This is a genomic window from Pseudomonas sp. BNK-44-b, from assembly GCF_047456245.1.
Taxonomy (GTDB): domain Bacteria; phylum Pseudomonadota; class Gammaproteobacteria; order Pseudomonadales; family Pseudomonadaceae; genus Aquipseudomonas; species Aquipseudomonas machongensis.
Genome location: NZ_CP179908.1, coordinates 1,804,763 through 1,820,294 on the forward strand (window position 1 = coordinate 1,804,763; position 15,532 = coordinate 1,820,294).

12 protein-coding genes and 1 pseudogene are annotated in these 15,532 nt (G+C 63.5%); 3 read left to right on the forward strand and 10 right to left on the reverse strand.

Annotation, left to right across the window (positions count from 1 at the left end; all coding sequences use genetic code 11):
• Window positions 1-12: 12 nt before the first annotated feature.
• From ACMGGG_RS08315 to ACMGGG_RS08350, 8 genes are all read right to left on the reverse strand, one after another.
• On the reverse strand, window positions 13-1,269 hold the full coding sequence (locus tag ACMGGG_RS08315; protein WP_414155253.1) for a GTP-binding protein: 1,257 nt from the start codon (window positions 1,267-1,269) through the stop codon (window positions 13-15).
• On the reverse strand, window positions 1,266-1,928 hold the full coding sequence (gene nthB / locus ACMGGG_RS08320) for a nitrile hydratase subunit beta (RefSeq protein WP_125930239.1): 663 nt from the start codon (window positions 1,926-1,928) through the stop codon (window positions 1,266-1,268). Before nthB ends, ACMGGG_RS08315 begins: the two co-directional genes overlap by 4 nt.
• A 40-nt stretch (window positions 1,929-1,968) precedes the next feature.
• Complete coding sequence (gene nthA, locus ACMGGG_RS08325) at window positions 1,969-2,550, reverse strand: nitrile hydratase subunit alpha (protein ID WP_063544285.1); 582 nt, start codon at window positions 2,548-2,550, stop codon at window positions 1,969-1,971.
• Window positions 2,551-2,637: 87 nt separating this feature from the next.
• Window positions 2,638-4,152 (reverse strand): amidase, encoded by a 1,515-nt coding sequence (locus ACMGGG_RS08330; RefSeq protein WP_414155254.1) that lies wholly within the window; start codon window positions 4,150-4,152, stop codon window positions 2,638-2,640.
• 189 nt (window positions 4,153-4,341) lie between these two features.
• Complete coding sequence (locus ACMGGG_RS08335) at window positions 4,342-4,866, reverse strand: group I truncated hemoglobin (RefSeq protein WP_063544289.1); 525 nt, start codon at window positions 4,864-4,866, stop codon at window positions 4,342-4,344.
• A 36-nt stretch (window positions 4,867-4,902) separates the two neighbouring features.
• Window positions 4,903-5,769: a transporter gene (locus tag ACMGGG_RS08340; RefSeq protein ID WP_063544291.1), complete on the reverse strand. Its 867-nt coding sequence runs from the start codon at window positions 5,767-5,769 to the stop codon at window positions 4,903-4,905.
• Between the two features lie 92 nt (window positions 5,770-5,861).
• Complete coding sequence (locus ACMGGG_RS08345) at window positions 5,862-6,920, reverse strand: phenylacetaldoxime dehydratase family protein (protein WP_063544293.1); 1,059 nt, start codon at window positions 6,918-6,920, stop codon at window positions 5,862-5,864.
• A complete protein-coding gene (locus tag ACMGGG_RS08350) occupies window positions 6,920-7,102 on the reverse strand; it encodes a hypothetical protein (RefSeq protein WP_063544295.1) in 183 nt (60 codons plus the stop codon). Before ACMGGG_RS08350 ends, ACMGGG_RS08345 begins: the two co-directional genes overlap by 1 nt.
• 339 nt (window positions 7,103-7,441) lie before the next feature.
• Between ACMGGG_RS08350 and ACMGGG_RS08355 the strand changes: the two genes are divergently transcribed.
• Together ACMGGG_RS08355 and ACMGGG_RS08360 are read left to right on the forward strand one after the other, a co-directional pair.
• A complete protein-coding gene (locus ACMGGG_RS08355) occupies window positions 7,442-8,383 on the forward strand; it encodes a helix-turn-helix domain-containing protein (RefSeq protein WP_063544297.1) in 942 nt (313 codons plus the stop codon).
• Between the two features lie 176 nt (window positions 8,384-8,559).
• A pseudogene (locus ACMGGG_RS08360) lies at window positions 8,560-9,073 on the forward strand (ABC transporter ATP-binding protein); the annotation flags it as partial.
• Here the strand turns inward: ACMGGG_RS08360 and ACMGGG_RS08365 are convergent.
• Together ACMGGG_RS08365 and ACMGGG_RS08370 are read right to left on the reverse strand one after the other, a co-directional pair.
• Window positions 9,050-9,235, reverse strand: a complete 186-nt coding sequence (locus tag ACMGGG_RS08365) for an Arm DNA-binding domain-containing protein (protein ID WP_414155255.1) — start codon at window positions 9,233-9,235, stop codon at window positions 9,050-9,052. The pseudogene ACMGGG_RS08360 and the gene ACMGGG_RS08365 overlap by 24 nt on opposite strands.
• A 138-nt stretch (window positions 9,236-9,373) precedes the next feature.
• A complete protein-coding gene (locus ACMGGG_RS08370) occupies window positions 9,374-9,571 on the reverse strand; it encodes a hypothetical protein (protein ID WP_414155256.1) in 198 nt (65 codons plus the stop codon).
• A gap of 510 nt (window positions 9,572-10,081) precedes the next feature.
• On the opposite strand from ACMGGG_RS08370, the gene ACMGGG_RS08375 reads away from it, so the two are divergent.
• Window positions 10,082-15,208 carry a YadA-like family protein gene (locus ACMGGG_RS08375; protein ID WP_414155257.1) on the forward strand — a complete coding sequence of 1,709 codons (5,127 nt, stop codon included), beginning with the start codon at window positions 10,082-10,084 and terminating at the stop codon, window positions 15,206-15,208.
• Window positions 15,209-15,532: the final 324 nt, after the last annotated feature.

Below are 15,532 nucleotides of genomic sequence, written 5' to 3' on the forward strand. Positions count from 1 at the left end.
CTACATCTCCAACTAGATAGCGGCAGCAGCCGGTAATACCTGCGCCTGGCTGGTCGACAAGGCGAGGCTGTCAAAGCTGCTCGCCCAGGGCAGTACTGGCCAGGCCGATGGCCCGGTAGCGATTTCGTCTGCGCTCAACAGGCAGTGATCGAGCTCGCGTTGTAACGTTGCGGTATCTAGGTCCTGGCCAATGAACACCAACTCTTGCCGGCAATCGCCGACGACGCTGTCCCACTTGGCCATGATCCCCTGCAGGCGGTACTTGTCCTGCGGCCACTGCGACGGGTCGATGAAGTGCCACCAATGGCCGACGTAGTCCCACTGGAACTGCTTGCCGCTTTGCACCAGCAGGCCGATTTCACGGTGGCGGCTGGCGAGCCAGAAGTAGCCTTTGCTGCGCAGCAGGCGGCCATTGCTCCACGGGCGGGAGAGAAATTCGAGCAGGCGTTGCGGGTGAAACGGGGCGCGCTCGCGATAGACCCAAGAGGTCACGCCGTAGGTGTCCGACTCGGCGGTCGGAGTGTCGTCGGCGTCCATCTGCTTCATCCAACCGGGCGCGACCGCCAGGCTGGGCAGGTCGAACAGCTGGGTGCCGAGGATGCTTGACAGTTCCACATTGCCAGCCACCACCGGCAGAATCTGTGCCCGGGGATTGAGCCCGGCCAGCACCGCTCGCAGCGTCTGGTATTGCGCGTCCTCTATCAGGTCACACTTGTTCACCAGAATAACGTTGGCGTACTCGACCTGCTCGATCAGCAGGTCAGCCAACGGGCGCCGCGGCGCAGAGGGGGCGGCGCGCTCAACGGTTTCCGGCGAGTCGAGCAATGCCTGAAACTGGCTGGCATCAACCACGGTGACCAAGGTGTCCAGCCGCGCCAGTTCGCTGAGGCTGAAACCTTCGGTGTCGAGAAAGGCAAAGGTCTCGGCCACCGGCATCGGCTCGGAGATGCCGGTGGACTCGATCAGCAGATAATCAAAACGCTGCTGGCGCGCCAGCGCGCTGATCTGCTCGAGCAGGTCGGCGCGCAGGGTGCAGCAGATGCAGCCGTTGCTCATCTCGATCAACTCGTCCTGGCCACGGTGCAGCGTTACATCACGCTGCACCTCGGCGGCGTCGATGTTGACCTCGCTCATGTCGTTGACGATCACCGCCACTTTCAAACCCTGGCGATTGCGCAGGATATGGTTGAGCAGGGTAGTCTTGCCCGCGCCGAGGAAGCCGGAAAGGACCGTCACCGGCAGTCGGCCTGCCTGGGCGCCGGCAGTCATGCGTGCACCGCTCGCGGGCTGTCGACCTTGTCCAGATAGCTCTCGAACAGGTCGACCACCACCAGGCCATCGTCGGCGGCATCGCCCCACAGGTCTTTTACCCGGAACTCGACGTGGTAAGTCGGTTGATGCGCTGCGCTGCGGTCGCCGTGGCCAATCGCATCCGGGAACGGCCACTGCGCAGTGGTGCGGTGCAGCACCACGCCTTGCTTGCCGCGCACATAGGCCGGCATGCGCACATGCCCGGCCACGTATTCATCACGCACGATGACCCGGTCGCCGACTTCAAATGGCGGGCGCCCGGTGATCGCCTCACGACCTTGGGCATGGGCCGGGTTGGCCAGCTTGAAGTGCGAGCCGAGGGCCTCATCCAGTTCGCCCTGGGTGATGACGCCGGTCTCGACCAGCAGGGTGGCGGTCGCGATGACATAGCGCTCGTAATACTCGGTGCCGACATGCTGGCGCACATCGATACGCTCCACGGCATGACGGATTTCGTCGACGCTGAACTTGCCCATGTGGTCGGCGCCAATGAACATCAGGCTATAGGCCAGGTGCTCCCAGTCCTGCTTGAACACCTGCTTGTAGCTGAGGCTGTTGATGCGGTGGGGCACTTTGCCAAAGCCCTGGAAACCGCCGAGATCGTGAAAGCCATCCATTTTGAACACTCCGCAAGGGTAAGGGGGTTGGGCGTGTTGCTCAGCCAACACACGGCAGGGCGACGCCGATCAGCACGTCCTTGGTGACCAGTTGGCGTAGCTGCTCTTCGCTCATGTGCTCAGAGCCCGCTGGCCGCAGTGGCAGCACCAGGTAACGGCTTTCAGCGCTGGTGTCCCAGACCTTGATCACCACGTGTTCCGGCAACTCGGTGCCCAGCTCGCGCAATACCGTGCGCCCCTCCCGTACCAGCCGCGCGCGGAATTCGAAGCCCTTGTACCACTCGGGCGGCAGGCCCAGCACCGGCCAGTTGGTGCACGAACACAGGCTGCAGACGATCACGTTTTTCAGCGTTGGGGTGTCTTCCAGGGCAACGATGTATTCGCCCTGCGGCCCAGTGAAACCGAACTGCGCGCAGGCGGCGGTGCCGTCCTTGAGCAGCAGCTCGCGGAAGGCCGGATCGACCCAGGCCTTGGCGACAATGCGCGCGCCGTTGTCCGGGCTCCAGCCGTGTTCCATCAGCTGGGTGAGCTGCTCAATATAGCCTTCGGGGATCAGGTCCTTGTTCTTGAGCACTGCGTACAGTGCCCGCGCCCGCTCACCCGGGGTTGATGTTGCCGTCATGGGATTACTCCTCTCGTTCAGCGCGGTTGTTGAATGATGTTGCTGTTCTAGTTGTTGTGTTGCCGGGGCGTAGCGGCTGGCGCTTGCTTACAGCGTGCGCCAGTCCACCGCACCTTCGAATGCCGCCGCCGCTTGGTAAATGGTGCCCTCGGCGTAATGCTTGCCGACCAGCATCAGCCCAACGGGCAAGCCGTCGACCAAACCGCAGGGGATGGACATGGCCGGGTGGCCGGTGATGTCCTGGGCGGCGGTATTACCTAGCATTTCCAATGCCCGCGAGACGTTATCGGTGATCGAGCAATCTGCCTTCGGCAGCGGCTGGGCGATGATCGGCACGGTCGGCATCACCAGCAGGTCGTATTGCTCCAGCGCCTTGTCGTAACCGGCGCGGGCGAAGCGGGCGATGTTCTGCGCCTTGGCGTAGTAACGGCCGTGGTAGTGGTCGAGGCCAAACTGGCCGACCAGCATGCATAACTTGAGCGAAGGCGAGAGGGCGTCGGCCTGGGTGCGCCAGCTGACCTGTTTGTCGAGCAGGCCGACGTCGTACAGGCCCTTCCAGTTAAAGCCTGCACCGTTGCCGTGCATCATCTGCATGGTCAGGCCTTCGCAGCCGATCGGGCCCCACAACGCGCCGGCCAGGGCGTGCTCGGGCACCGAGACTTCCTCGACCAGCGCACCCAACGCTTCAAACTGAGTGATGGCGCTGCGCACCGACTTGGCAACCCGCGGGTCGAGGTTGGCCAGCTCGAAGCCTTGCTGAAGGATGCCGATACGCAGGCCATCCACGCCACGATCAAGGTAGTGGCTGTAAGCGTCGATTTCAGGCGCGCCCTGGCGTGGATCGAGCCCATCGGCGCCAGCCATCACTTCCAGCATCAGAGCGTTGTCGCGCACGTTGTTGGTCATCGGGCCGAGATGGTCGAAGGTCGCTTCGACCGCCATCACCCCGGTATACGGCACCAGGCCGAAGGTCGGCTTCAGGCCATAAATGCCGCACCACGCCGCAGGAATACGCGCCGAGCCGCCTTGATCGCCGCCCACTGCCAGGTCGACTTCGCCAGCCGCCACCAGCGCCGCACTGCCCGACGACGAGCCACCGGTGCTGAAGCCCGGACGCAGTGGGTTGTGCACCGGGGCCGGGTCTGAAGTATGGCTCGCGCCAGACAGGCAGTAGTGCTCGCAGGTGGCCTTGCCGAGGATGGTCACCCCGGCGTCGAGCAAACGGGTCACCACGGTGGCATCGAACGCTGGCAAATGGCCGGCCAGCGGCGCGGCGCCATTCATCATTGGCACACCGGCCAGGGAGATGTTGTCTTTCAGGGCAACGGTTTTACCGAGTAGCTTCCCAGAGCTGGCGCCCATCACCTCGGTGCGGTAGTACCAGGCGTTCAGAGGGTTTTCGAGGCTGGACGGGCGATAACCGGAGGTGCGCTCGTAGCGCACCAGCGGGGTGAAGTCGGGCAGCTCGTCGACCAGGTCGTAGGCGTCCAGGCTGGGCTGCATAAGCGCCAGGTATTCGCTGGCTTGCTCGGTGGTCAGTTGCAGATGCAGGCGAGTGGCGAGGGCCTGCAGTTGTTCGAGCGTCGGGCGGGTGATGGCCATGGTGTGTCCTGTTTCCGATGCCAGGCCTCAGGGCCTGGCAAATGGCTATGCGAAAGGCCCGCCGTGGCTGGGCTTGCTACTAAGCTAGCGCCAGCATGCGGGCGGCACTTGGTTGAGCAGGACAGTCGCTTGGTTGAGAAGGACTACCTTGCGCCAGGTGCTGGGCCCCATCTAAGTGGCCGAGCGGTGTTACGACTCAAGCCTGGGTACCGCTGCCTGTGCTGCCGCTTCATCGCGCGCGGGCCAGACCACGCCAACGCTCTTCATGCCCTTGGCCGGGTCCATTTCAGGGTTGGCCAGCACCACGTCGCGGTAGGACGGGCTGCCGATCACCGCCGGCTTGAACTTGACCAAAAAGTCGTTGACCTCTTTGCGCAGCTCCGGCGCCAGGTTGTAGTCGTTGTAGCATTCCTCCAGGCAGTCCAGCGTGGCTTGCCAGTGCACCTCGGTCAGGCCCATGCCACGGTGGGCGGTGACCATGTCGCGGCCGCGGTACTTGGCGCTGCCGCCCCAGTGCTGGGAGAGGAAGTCGACAAAGTTGATGTGCTCTTTCTGAAAGGTCGACTCGGACATATGCGCCCAGATATGCCCAATCGCCGGGTGGGCCATGGTCTTGCGCAATACCGCACCGGCAAACTGGTAGATCACGTCGTAGCCGCCCAGGCGGGTGTACAGCGAAGGTTGTTGTTCGGTGGATGCGTTTTGGTCAGTCATGTGAATGCTCCATTTCGGCCGAGGTTATGTAGGCGGTTAAAAGACCCGGACATATCTGAGGTTCAGACGGAAGTTCTCTTTCGGTCCATTTTCTACCGCGAGGTCACGCCCCAGTTGCATCTGCAGCTGGTCCTGAGCGGTAAAGAACTTGGTGGCGGTGACGCGGAAGTTGGTGGTCTCGCCGCGGTCATCCTGGGAAATGCCATCAATTTTGTTTTCACCACCCCAGGTGTGGCCAAAACCAAGGGCAAGGGACGTGCCCGGGTCGATGATGTAGCGCCCCATCAACTGCGCTGCGTAGGACATGTCCTGTTCACGGCGAACCGAGTTGGCACCGAAGTCGTCGTTGTCGCCGTACCAGATCGCATCACCGACCACGTCGACCGCCCACTTCTCGTCGAAGTGCTTGATGTACGCTGCCTGCAAGTCGACCTTCCAGCGGTTTTCGCCCAGGTTGAGCGCGTCTTTGCGGTCGTAGTTACCGGTCGGGGCGATCAAATAAACTGTGGCACCAACGGTGTCGTTGGCCTCATTCAAGCGGTACTTGAGCGGCGCGGTCAGGATGAGGTCGCCGATACCGCTGGTGCTGCCCAGCGCCGAGGCGTCACCGCCGCTGGAAACGTGGCCGAACGGCAGTAAAAACTGCGGCTCGATGGTCAGCCGGTCGGTCAGTTTATAAACGTGGAGCAAACGCAGGATGCCAACGTCGGAGGTCAGGTTGAAGTCCGAACTGGCCTTGTGGCCCTGGGCGTAGGCACTGTCGGTAGTGGAGTGCTGGTAATACACCACTCCGATGGTTTTATCCGCCGGCAGCACTTCGTAATCCCCCGGCGAAACTTCAACTGCCTGCACAGACAGGCACGGCGCGGCCGCTGCGAGCATCAGGTAACGGAGCTGTTTCATGGACCAAGTCCTTATCGTGAGCCCAAACGCGGGCAAAAAGAGCCCCGCTGCCGTAGTAACGGCAGGTGCAGGGCTAAACGTGGAGTCTTTTGTTAGTTGGTGCTTACTTGCGCGTCACGCAACATGCCCGTGTGCGGGTGGCAGTTGATGTACTCGAACACCTGGCTGCTTGCATCGGACACCGACACCTCGTGGTACAGGCGTAACTTCTGCAGCCCCGCCGCCACTCGGAAGAACGTGACGAAGATGCGCAAATGAGTCGGGTGTGATTCCGCCCAGCGTTCGAGTTTTTCCACCGAGCGCCAGTGGCCGATGTTATAACTCATGTCGAGAAAGTTGCCGTCGGCATCGATATTGCGCACGAAGCGATTGCTGTAACAGCCCAACGGCTGGCCGTTGTCGCGCAAGAAGTCCATGCCGTCCTGCAAGGTCGGCAAGATCTCATCCAGGTACAACGAACGCTCCGCCGCCTCCGCCGCGGCCCAATCCTGGCCCGAACGAATCAAGGCGATATTGTCGTGGCCAACCACCACCACCCGGCCGCCCTTGGCCGGGTCGCCAGACACCACCCGCAGCTCGCCGTCAGGGCTCATCCAGTCGGTTTGCGACACCGGAAAACGGTCGCGCATCGAGCCCCAGTAACCGTGCTCTTCGATCTCGCCACTGGTCTTGTCCATGACCGCGCCAACGCCCGGCAAGTCGCTTTGAAACGCATACAACGTCTCGAACTGCTCCGCCCGCGGTGCAGAGATCTCGCGGTAATAACCCAGCCCATCATTCAAACGCTGCGGCGAACTCCACCAGCCCTCCACCCCGGCCGAGCGCACCCAGCGGCAATAGGCGCCGGCGTCCTTCCAGTAGCCGACGATCATCAGGTTGTCGTAGCCGCTGTTGTCGGTGTGGTGGGTCAGGTCGTGAGTCAGCGGGCCGTCGGCCAGGCTGAAGCTGGCAACGATGTCACGCATCGCCTGCAAGGCTTGCTCGCGCTGGCCGTCACCTTTGTATTGCACGCCCAGGTAAGCCATCACCACCTGAGTCAACTGCTCATCAGCACGGCCCACCCACATCGGAAAGGGCGGCTGGTAGTCATCAGGCACCCGGCGCGATAACGTGCGCGGGCACTTGAGGTGTTTGTCGATTGCAGACTCCATCACAGGCTCCTTGTTGTTCTAGGTTCAGGCACACGCTCAGTTTCAAAGCAGGCATTCGCCAGCCGGGCCCGCACTGCACAGGCCCCCCATTCGAGCAGCCACGACAAGAACTCCTCGGGCGCCAGGTCACGCATGTGCAGCCACCTGAACTCATCGGCCACTTGCTGTTGTTTGAATTGCATGGGCTCACCTCATCGGCATGGGTTGCTGAGTTGCCGTAAGGTCAAAGTTAGGCACGACTGACCAGCCCCGCTTTGTTCGCAAGGACAACCGTTTGGTTGGAAAAGACAGCGCCAAAACACCCGTCGGAGCACGAACCAAGAGGGTGCGGCGCACTACGCAAAACCGGACTTTTGCCCTGAAATGGGGAGGGGAGTTGATGCTGTCGACAGCCACACGTTTGCGCAATCCCGCGGTAGACACTTTCGCGCCAACGCCAGCCGCTGGCGTATTTATTGCCTGTATCACCCACGGTAACAATCACCGTTTTCCCCCGTTGTTGCATCAAGGTGAGCGCCATCATGGCTGAGACCAACCATTATTCCACCCTTGCCGTTTCGCCCGCTCGCCGCTTTGATTACTGGCGAGAAGTGGTCTGCCGCCATTGCCTGTCGGCAGACAGTAAACCCTCGTCGCAGAGCGATTTCGAAGGTGTGCTACAGGTCAACGGAATTGGCCCTCTGGACATCACCACCCTGTCGTCGCCGCTGCACCACTGGGTGCGCTCCGAGAAGCATTTGCGCAGCGACCCTGCCGACGATATATGGCTCGGTTTCACCCTCAACGGCCACGGCGAAATTGAACAAGACACCCGCAAAGCTGGCCTCAGCGCTGGCAATTTGTTTCTTTACGACGCAACCCAACCGTTCCGCTTCAGCCTCGGTGGTACCGAAAACCATCTGATCCGCATCCCCCGCTCACTGCTTGCCCAACGCCTGCCCCGCATTGGCGACTTTACCGCGTTGGTGCTGGACGAAGCCCGCCCCGGCGTTATCCCGCTGCGGCAGATGATCGGCCAGGCGGTCAGTTCAGTAGCGCTGTTACAGGATGAAGGGATCTCCCGGCGCTATTGCAACACCATCACTGATCTACTGGTGCTTAGCCTGGAGCTACAGGACCTGAAGACTATTCATCAAGAGCTTGATCTTTATGGGCGGATCATGAATTACATTCAGCGACATTTGACGGAGCCTGAACTGTCGCTTGAGTCGATTGCTGTGGCGCATCACGTGTCGACACGGACGGTGACACGGGCGTTTGCCCGGCACCAGAAGTCACCGGTCGCCGAGATCTGGAAGGAGCGGCTGAACGCTAGCCGGACGGCGATTGAGTGTGGCCAGGTAAGGAGTGTTTCCCAGGCGGCGCTGGAGTTTGGCTTCTCCGATTTTTCACATTTCAGTCATGCGTTCCGGAAGGCATTTGGGGTGGCGCCACATACCTTGTTGCGGGGGAGTGGGGTTTGAGGATTGCAGATGTGAGAGGCGAGACGTCGATGGCTTTTTTTTGTACAGGTCGGGCGCTTCACTCCCTGTGTATTTGCAAGGTTCAGTCGCAGTGCGTATGTAGGCGTCGCTGAGTTTGCGCATGGTTCCCTATAGGTGATCGCGGCCTACCTCGGCGCCGACGAGGAGGAGCTAGTATGAGCCAACCTATTCTGGAGCTGCGCGGAATCGACGTGCACTACGGCCCAATTCAAGCTCTACGGAAAGTGTCGCTTTCCATCAATGAAGGCGAAACGATCAGCTCGATCGGATCTAACGGCGCCGGGAAATCTACGCTGCTCATGTCCATTTCGGACAACCAAGGGTGAGCGCCGGCCAGATCCTCTATCGAGGCACCGATATCATCCAGAAGAGCTCTCATTACATCGCCTCCAACGGCATCGCTCAGTCACCGGAGGGACGCCGTGTCTTTCCCGACATGACGGTGGAAGAGAACCTCATGATGGGCACCATTCCTATCGGAGAGAAGCATGCAGATGAGGACGTTCGGCGTATGTTCGAGTTGTTCCCGAGATTGAAGGAGCGCCGTAATCAACGCGCTATGACGATGTCGGGGGCGAGCAACAGATGCTCTCAATCGCACGAGCGTTGATGAGCAGACCGAAGCTTCTGCTTCTGGATGAGCCCTCACTGGGCTTGGCGCCCATAGTGGGGGTAGGGACCCAAGCCGATTTCCTTGCGCTTGCCTGCACGCTGGTAACGCAGCACCCAAGCTTTTCCAGACTTTCGAATGACAAGGCGCAGGCCATCGCCATCATCGTACTTGCCATAATCCTTGAGGTTTTCTACGAGTTTCGCGGTGAGCTTGGGCATGGTGGTGACCTCCGATCTCTAACTCCGGTCCCCCAGTTGGTCCCCCACTCGCAGCCTGGAAACAGGCGGAACTGGGCGGAATCTAGATGGGAACACCCTAGGGAATGGTTTCTTTTGGCAGCGCTTCCGAAACTTTCCCTATTTGGTGGGTTTTACCAGGCCTCCAACTCGGCGATAGACCCGCTCTGTGATGTCAGCTTTGGTGTGGCGTAGCAGCAGACTGGCGTCGTCGACATCGGTGATTTCCGAGGCTGCTTTCGGGCGAATGTCGCGGAACTGCAATTGGCTGGTACCGCCGACCAGCGCCTGGTCACCAGCGGCGACCGCTTCTTTCACGGCTTGCTCCCTGGCCTCGTCCTATCGGTGGCGAAGCATCGGTGCCTTGATACGTTTGCCTTCGTCAGTCAGCAGCAGGTATGGCGAGCCATATACCCTTGCCGAGAAACGTAAGATTGAGACTAGGCTCTGTACGAAAAGCTTTGATACTCGGTGATGCTGCGTTGAAAACAGCCTCGGAATGCTCATTTACAACCCGTAAACTCCGCTTCCTCGGCTGTTTTCGCCTTGCCTGACCTTCGTCTCAAAACTTTTCATACAGACCCTAAAAGGCACGGGCCGTACTTCACCGCTACCTAACGTTTGAAAGGATTGGCTTCGAATTTAGGAGTAGTCCGATACCTCCAGCGCGACGTGTTACCCAGAATTCACCGTCACTCAATTGGGCTCGCGGCAACGGCGGGCTTCTCCACAGACGTGTACGCGCAACGTGTCGGCAGATGTCGACAGTGCCCCATGGCAGCCCGGCGCTCCACGCAAACGTGTTACAGGTGAGTCATCGTGAAAGTCATGTCGCGTTCAGCCCTGCAGATCGCTTTCCTGCGTTCCGCCCCCCTCAATCCGATTCGTCACTTCGTTCGCTCCCGTTATGGCAGCCCGGCCGGTACGGGTCGTCTGTCCGGCGTCTGGCCGATGTTTGGGCTGCTGACCCTGACCGGGATCAGCGCGCTGCTGGGCATCGGCAGCGCCTATGCTGGCAATGGTATCCACGTCAATGCCAACGCCGACGGCGAATGCGTCAGCCTCAATGACCCGCAAGCCGAAACCCCGGCCACCTTGGAAGCGAATATCACCTTCAGGGATGGCAACACGGGCAAGTGCAATTCTGCGCGCAAGGGCACCCAGACCGACTCCGTGCTGTTCTATCGTCCGGCAGGCGTATCCGGCACCGGGGCGACTTCGCTGACCCTGGGCGGTGAGCTCTTCGTCAATGCTGGCCGCCTGACGCTTGGACAGGCGAGCGGTAGCATGGCGATCGGTAACGAGCGCACCCAGGCGGTCTTCGATGCCGCCGCTATCGGCCACGGCGCCCAGGCGTCTGGCGCCTTCGGCATGGCGGTGGGTTACGAAGCGAAAAACTCGGGTTCAACCAGCCATGCGTTCGGCTATCAGGCCAATGCCTCCGGTGATATGGCCACGGCCCTCGGCGCGTCCGCCTCGGCCTCCGGGGATCGAGCGACCGCAGTGGGCACCGGTGCCTCCGCCAGTGGCGGTGGTTCGTTCGCGGGGGCGCGCGATGCCAACGCACAAGGGGACAACTCCGTGGCCCTGGGCCGTGGTGCGAGCACGGCGGCAGGCGTCAATGGCAACGAAGGCGTAGCCCTGGGGGCGAACGCCAGCGTGAGGCACCAGTATGGCGTGGCCCTGGGCAGTGGTGCGGTGACCGACGGGCTGCGAACGGTGAGCCCGGTCACGCTCAATGGCACCACCTATTCCCCCAACAGCGCGTCCGCCATGGGCGTGGTCAGTATCGGTAACGCCAACCAGACGCGGCAGGTGATCCACATGGCGCCTGGCTCGGTCACGGCGAGCAGCACCGACGGGGTCAATGGCGCTCAGTTGTTCGTGGCCTACGATGCCATCCAGAAGCTTGGCGACCGTGAACTGGCCGCCAGCCAGTCGGTGGCGGATGCGCTGGGGGAGGGCACCCAGTTCAAGGACGGCAAGGTGACCCTGGCCCCCATGGCACTGACCAGCCTCGGTCAGGGTGTGGCCCAGCCAACGTCCGTAGTCGGGGCGATCAAGGCGTTGGATCAGGCCCATAAAAGGACGCAGAATGCCTTGAACGATGTCGATGCACTGGCCAGGGACACGGCGGAGAAAGTCCGCCTGGCGGCCCTCGAACGCTACCTGGGTTGGGACTCCGAGCAGCAGGCGTTCACTGCCAGCCAGGGCGAGCGGCCGCAGAATCGGATCAACCATGTCGAGGCTGGCGTCGCCGTTACTGATGCGGTGAACAAAGGCCAGCTGGATGCGGTCGCGCAGACGGCTGCCGCTGCGCAGCAGGCGGCGGAAACCGCCCAGGGCACGGCCCTCGCGGCCCAGGCCAGCGCTGACAATGCCCAACGAGCCGCAGCGGCGGCCGATGGCAGTGCTGGCGCTGCGCAGCAGGCAGCCGCCAGCGCGCGGGCTGTCGCCGAGCAGGCCCAGGGCACCGCCGAAGGCGCCGCGGCTTCGGCTGCCACGGCGCAACGGGCCGCGGAAACCGCCCAGGGCACGGCCACGACGGCTCTGAGGACCGCCGCCGAGGCAGAAAATGCCGCTCAGGATGCTCAGGGCATTGCCAGTACCGCCCTGAGCTCGGCGGCCGACGCCCAGAGGACTGCCGACGGTGCGCAGAGCACCGCCAGTGCCGCAGAAACGGGTGCATCCGAGGCGCAACAGGCTGCCCAGGCTGCCCAGGGTACTGCCAGCGCAGCCCTAGATTCCGCAGGTGCTGCACAACGAACCGCCGAGGCTGCCCAGGGGGCTGCCGATACCGCACTGGGTGCGGCTACCGCCGCGCAACAGACCGCCGACACGGCCCGTGATGCTGCCGGCGCGGCACTGAATACGGCGACCACGGCCCAGCAAACCGCAGAAGGTGCGCAAGGCAGCGCCGACCGGGCCCAGCAGTCTGCCGCCACGGCCCAGCGCAGCGCAGATACCGCGCAAGGCACGGCGGATTCGGCGCTGGCGGCGGCAATCGGTGCGCAGCAAAGCGCCGAGGGCGCCCAGGGCACGGCCGACAATGCGCTGAGCGCCGCTGCTGGCGCCCAGCAGGCCGCGGACAGCGCGCAGGGTTCGGCCAATACCGCCCAGGCGTCGGCGGTCGGTGCCCAGCAACGTGCCGAGGCTGCCCAAGGCACGGCCGACCGTGCACAGGCTGCCGCGTCCACTGCCCAGCAGACCGCCGAAGGCGCCCAGGGTACCGCCAACACCGCGCTGGCTTCGGCAGCCGATGCCCAGAACGCGGCAGAGGGTGCGCAAGGCACAGCCGACACCGCTCTCGCCTCCGCGTCCGTGGCGCAAAACAGCGCCGAGGCCGCCCAAGGCACTGCCAATACCGCCCTGGAAGCTGTCGCCACGGCCCAGGAAGCCGCTGACGCCGCACAGGGCACTGCCAGCCAGGCGCTGGGTTCGGCGTCGGATGCGCAGCGAGCCGCGGCAACCGCACAAGACACGGCCGACAGCGCCCTGACCGCTGCGTCCGGCGCCCAGCAGGCCGCAGAACGTGCGCAAGGTACGGCCGACAGTGCACAGGCCTCGGCGTCCCGCGCACAGAACAGCGCCGATGCTGCGCAGGGCACCGCCAATACCGCGCTGTCTACCGCATCCGGTGCGCAGCAGGCCGCAGAAGCAGCCCAGGGCACCGCCACCAGCGCCTTGGCCTCAGCCGCTGACGCCCAGCAGGCGGCGGAGTCTGCCCAAGGTACAGCCACTACAGCCATGAATGCGGCATCCGATGCGCACCAGGCTGCCCAGGCGGCCCAGGACACCGCCAACACTGCGCTGACCACCGCCACCGATGCGCAGCAGGCTGCGGACGGGGCCCAGGGCACTGCCAATACCGCATTGACGGCAGCTTCCACGGCGCAGCAGGCTGCAGATGCTGCGCAGGGCACCGCCAATACGGCGTTGAGCTCGGCCAACGAGGCCTCACAAGCTGTCGGCACCGCACAAGACACAGCTGACCGCGCGTTGACTGCCGCCAATACGGCCCAGGGCAGCGCCGATGCCGCCCAGGGCACAGCGGATGCCGCCAAGGCCACCGCCGACACCGCTGCCGGGCAGCTCCAGGGTCTGGACGCCGGGGAAACCGTGGTCGAGCGGATCAACAGCGCGATCAAGGGCGCAACAGACTCTGCCAGCGAGTTTCTGGCGCAGGTCCTGGGAGGCGGTTCGACCGTGGGGGCCGATGGCCAGCCGACCGCACCGTCCTACGCCATTGGCCAGATCGCAGACGATGGCAGCGTCCAGCCGTCGACACAGGTACACGGCAATGTCGGCGATGCCCTGGGTGCGCTGGATGGCAATGTCGCCAAGGTTGGCGGGGCTCTACAGGCCCAGGGGCAGGCTCTCGAGCGCCTGGGGCAGGATGTGCAGGGCCTGCGTGACGACAGCCTGTTGTGGGACGAAGCCAGCGGCACCTACAGCGCCGGTCGTGGCGAGCAGCGTTCTGCCCCGGCCCGTATCACCAGCCTGGCCGCGGGTACGGCGGCGACCGATGCGGTGAACAAGAGTCAACTCGACACTGTCGAGGGCGTGGCCAGCGTAGCCCGGGATGCCGCCGGCGCCGCGCAAGGCGCTGCTGAACAGGCGCAGGGCACGGCCGATGCCGCCGTGAGTGCTGCTACTCAGGCACAGCGCAGCGCTCATGGGGCTCAGCGTACCGCCGATCTGGCACAAACCAGTGCCACCCACGCGCGTCAGGCTGCCGACACCGCGAAAGCCACCGCCGACCAGGTGGGTGAGCTGGCCAATCGCGCTGCCGAGAAGCTGCAAGGGCTGGGTGAGGGCGAGACGGTCATCAGTCGCCTGCAGGAAGCCGCCCGCGCCGCCAACCAGGCCCTGGCCGATGCACTGGGTGGCGGCGCCAGTGTGAACCCGGACGGCACGCTCAATGCACCGGGTTACACCGTGACGGATCTTGGCCAGAACGGGACCGCCCCCGCTCAGAAACAGGCCGGCAGTGTGGGCGAAGCGGTCAAGGCGCTGGACGACTCGCTGGTGACCGTCAATGGCAAGGCCGAGCGAGCCAGCGCCGACGTCGGCAACCTGCGCGAGCAATTGGAGGCGGGTGAAGTGGGGCTGGTTCGACAGGATCCCGCCAGCCGCAACATCCAGATCGCCCGAGACGCCGACGGCACCCGCGTCGATATCGTTGGTAGCCAGGGGCCTCGTACCTTGAGCGGATTGCAGGACGGTGCGCTCGGCGCGGGCAGTAGCGAGGCGGTCACCGGTCGCCAGCTCGACGCGACGAACCAGCAGGTTCGGCAGCTCAGCCAGCAGGCATCGGTCATGGCGGTGGACACCCAGGGCGATGGAAGCGATAAGGCCAGCGTCACACCGGGGAGCCGGGCCGTGGCCGTGGGTGCCAATGCCAGTGCCACGGGCGAGCGCAGCGTGGCCAGCGGCGCGGGGGCCGCAGCCAAGGGCGCGCGCACTACCGCGCTTGGTGCCGATGCCCGGGCCAGCGCGGACAATAGCGTGGCCCTGGGTGCGGGCTCCCAGGCAGATCGGGTCAATACCGTGTCGGTGGGCTCGGCGGGCGCGGAGCGGCAGATCACCCACTTAGGGGCTGCTACTGAGGCCACCGATGCGGTCAATCTGGAGCAGGCCACGCAAATCGCCAATCGGGCCTCCGATCAGACGCTGCGGCAGGCCAATGCCCATACTGATCGGCAGATCAGCGCCCTGCGCCAGGATGCCTACGCCGGCATCGCCTCGGCCATGGCCATGGCCGCCCTGCCGGCCACCTCGTCGCCGGGCCGTTCGATGGTGGCGATGGGCACCTCCGTCTACGAAGGGCAATCGGCCCTGGCGGTCGGCCTCTCTGGCCGCAGCGAAGACGGCACCTGGGCCTACAAGGCCAACGGTTCTGGCAGCGCCAAGGGCAACGTCGGCCTGGCGGTCGGTGTGGGATACGAATGGTAAAGCCCTGACGGGCCAGGCGAGCCCCGTGCTCGCCTGTTCCCTTCTCGTTGCTAGGCTCTGTACGAAAAGCCTTGATACTCGGTGATGCTGCGTTGAAAACAGCCTCGGAATGCTCATTTACAATCCGTAAACTCCGCTTCCTCGGCTGTTTTCGCCTTGCCTGACCTTCGTCTCAAGGCTTTTCATACAGACCCTAAGACGCCGCGACACTAAGACCAGGCCTACCTAAGGCGAGGCGGCCTGGTAACGCCTGCCTCACGCCGCCTGCTCCGCCACAAAAAGATGCCTGGCGGTACGCCTTGTTCACCGCATGACGAATCAGGA

Excerpts from the sequence above, each read along its gene's own strand:
- ACMGGG_RS08315 (WP_414155253.1), bottom strand. The coding sequence starts at position 1,269 with ATGACTGCCGGCGCCCAGGCAGGCCGACTGCCGGTGACGGTCCTTTCC.
- nthB (WP_125930239.1), bottom strand. The coding sequence starts at position 1,928 with ATGGATGGCTTTCACGATCTCGGCGGTTTCCAGGGCTTTGGCAAAGTG.
- nthA (WP_063544285.1), bottom strand. The coding sequence starts at position 2,550 with ATGACGGCAACATCAACCCCGGGTGAGCGGGCGCGGGCACTGTACGCA.
- ACMGGG_RS08330 (WP_414155254.1), bottom strand. The coding sequence starts at position 4,152 with ATGGCCATCACCCGCCCGACGCTCGAACAACTGCAGGCCCTCGCCACT.
- ACMGGG_RS08335 (WP_063544289.1), bottom strand. The coding sequence starts at position 4,866 with ATGACTGACCAAAACGCATCCACCGAACAACAACCTTCGCTGTACACC.
- ACMGGG_RS08340 (WP_063544291.1), bottom strand. The coding sequence starts at position 5,769 with ATGAAACAGCTCCGTTACCTGATGCTCGCAGCGGCCGCGCCGTGCCTG.
- ACMGGG_RS08345 (WP_063544293.1), bottom strand. The coding sequence starts at position 6,920 with ATGGAGTCTGCAATCGACAAACACCTCAAGTGCCCGCGCACGTTATCG.
- ACMGGG_RS08350 (WP_063544295.1), bottom strand. The coding sequence starts at position 7,102 with ATGCAATTCAAACAACAGCAAGTGGCCGATGAGTTCAGGTGGCTGCAC.
- ACMGGG_RS08355 (WP_063544297.1), top strand. The coding sequence starts at position 7,442 with ATGGCTGAGACCAACCATTATTCCACCCTTGCCGTTTCGCCCGCTCGC.
- ACMGGG_RS08365 (WP_414155255.1), bottom strand. The coding sequence starts at position 9,235 with ATGCCCAAGCTCACCGCGAAACTCGTAGAAAACCTCAAGGATTATGGC.
- ACMGGG_RS08375 (WP_414155257.1), top strand. The coding sequence starts at position 10,082 with ATGTCGCGTTCAGCCCTGCAGATCGCTTTCCTGCGTTCCGCCCCCCTC.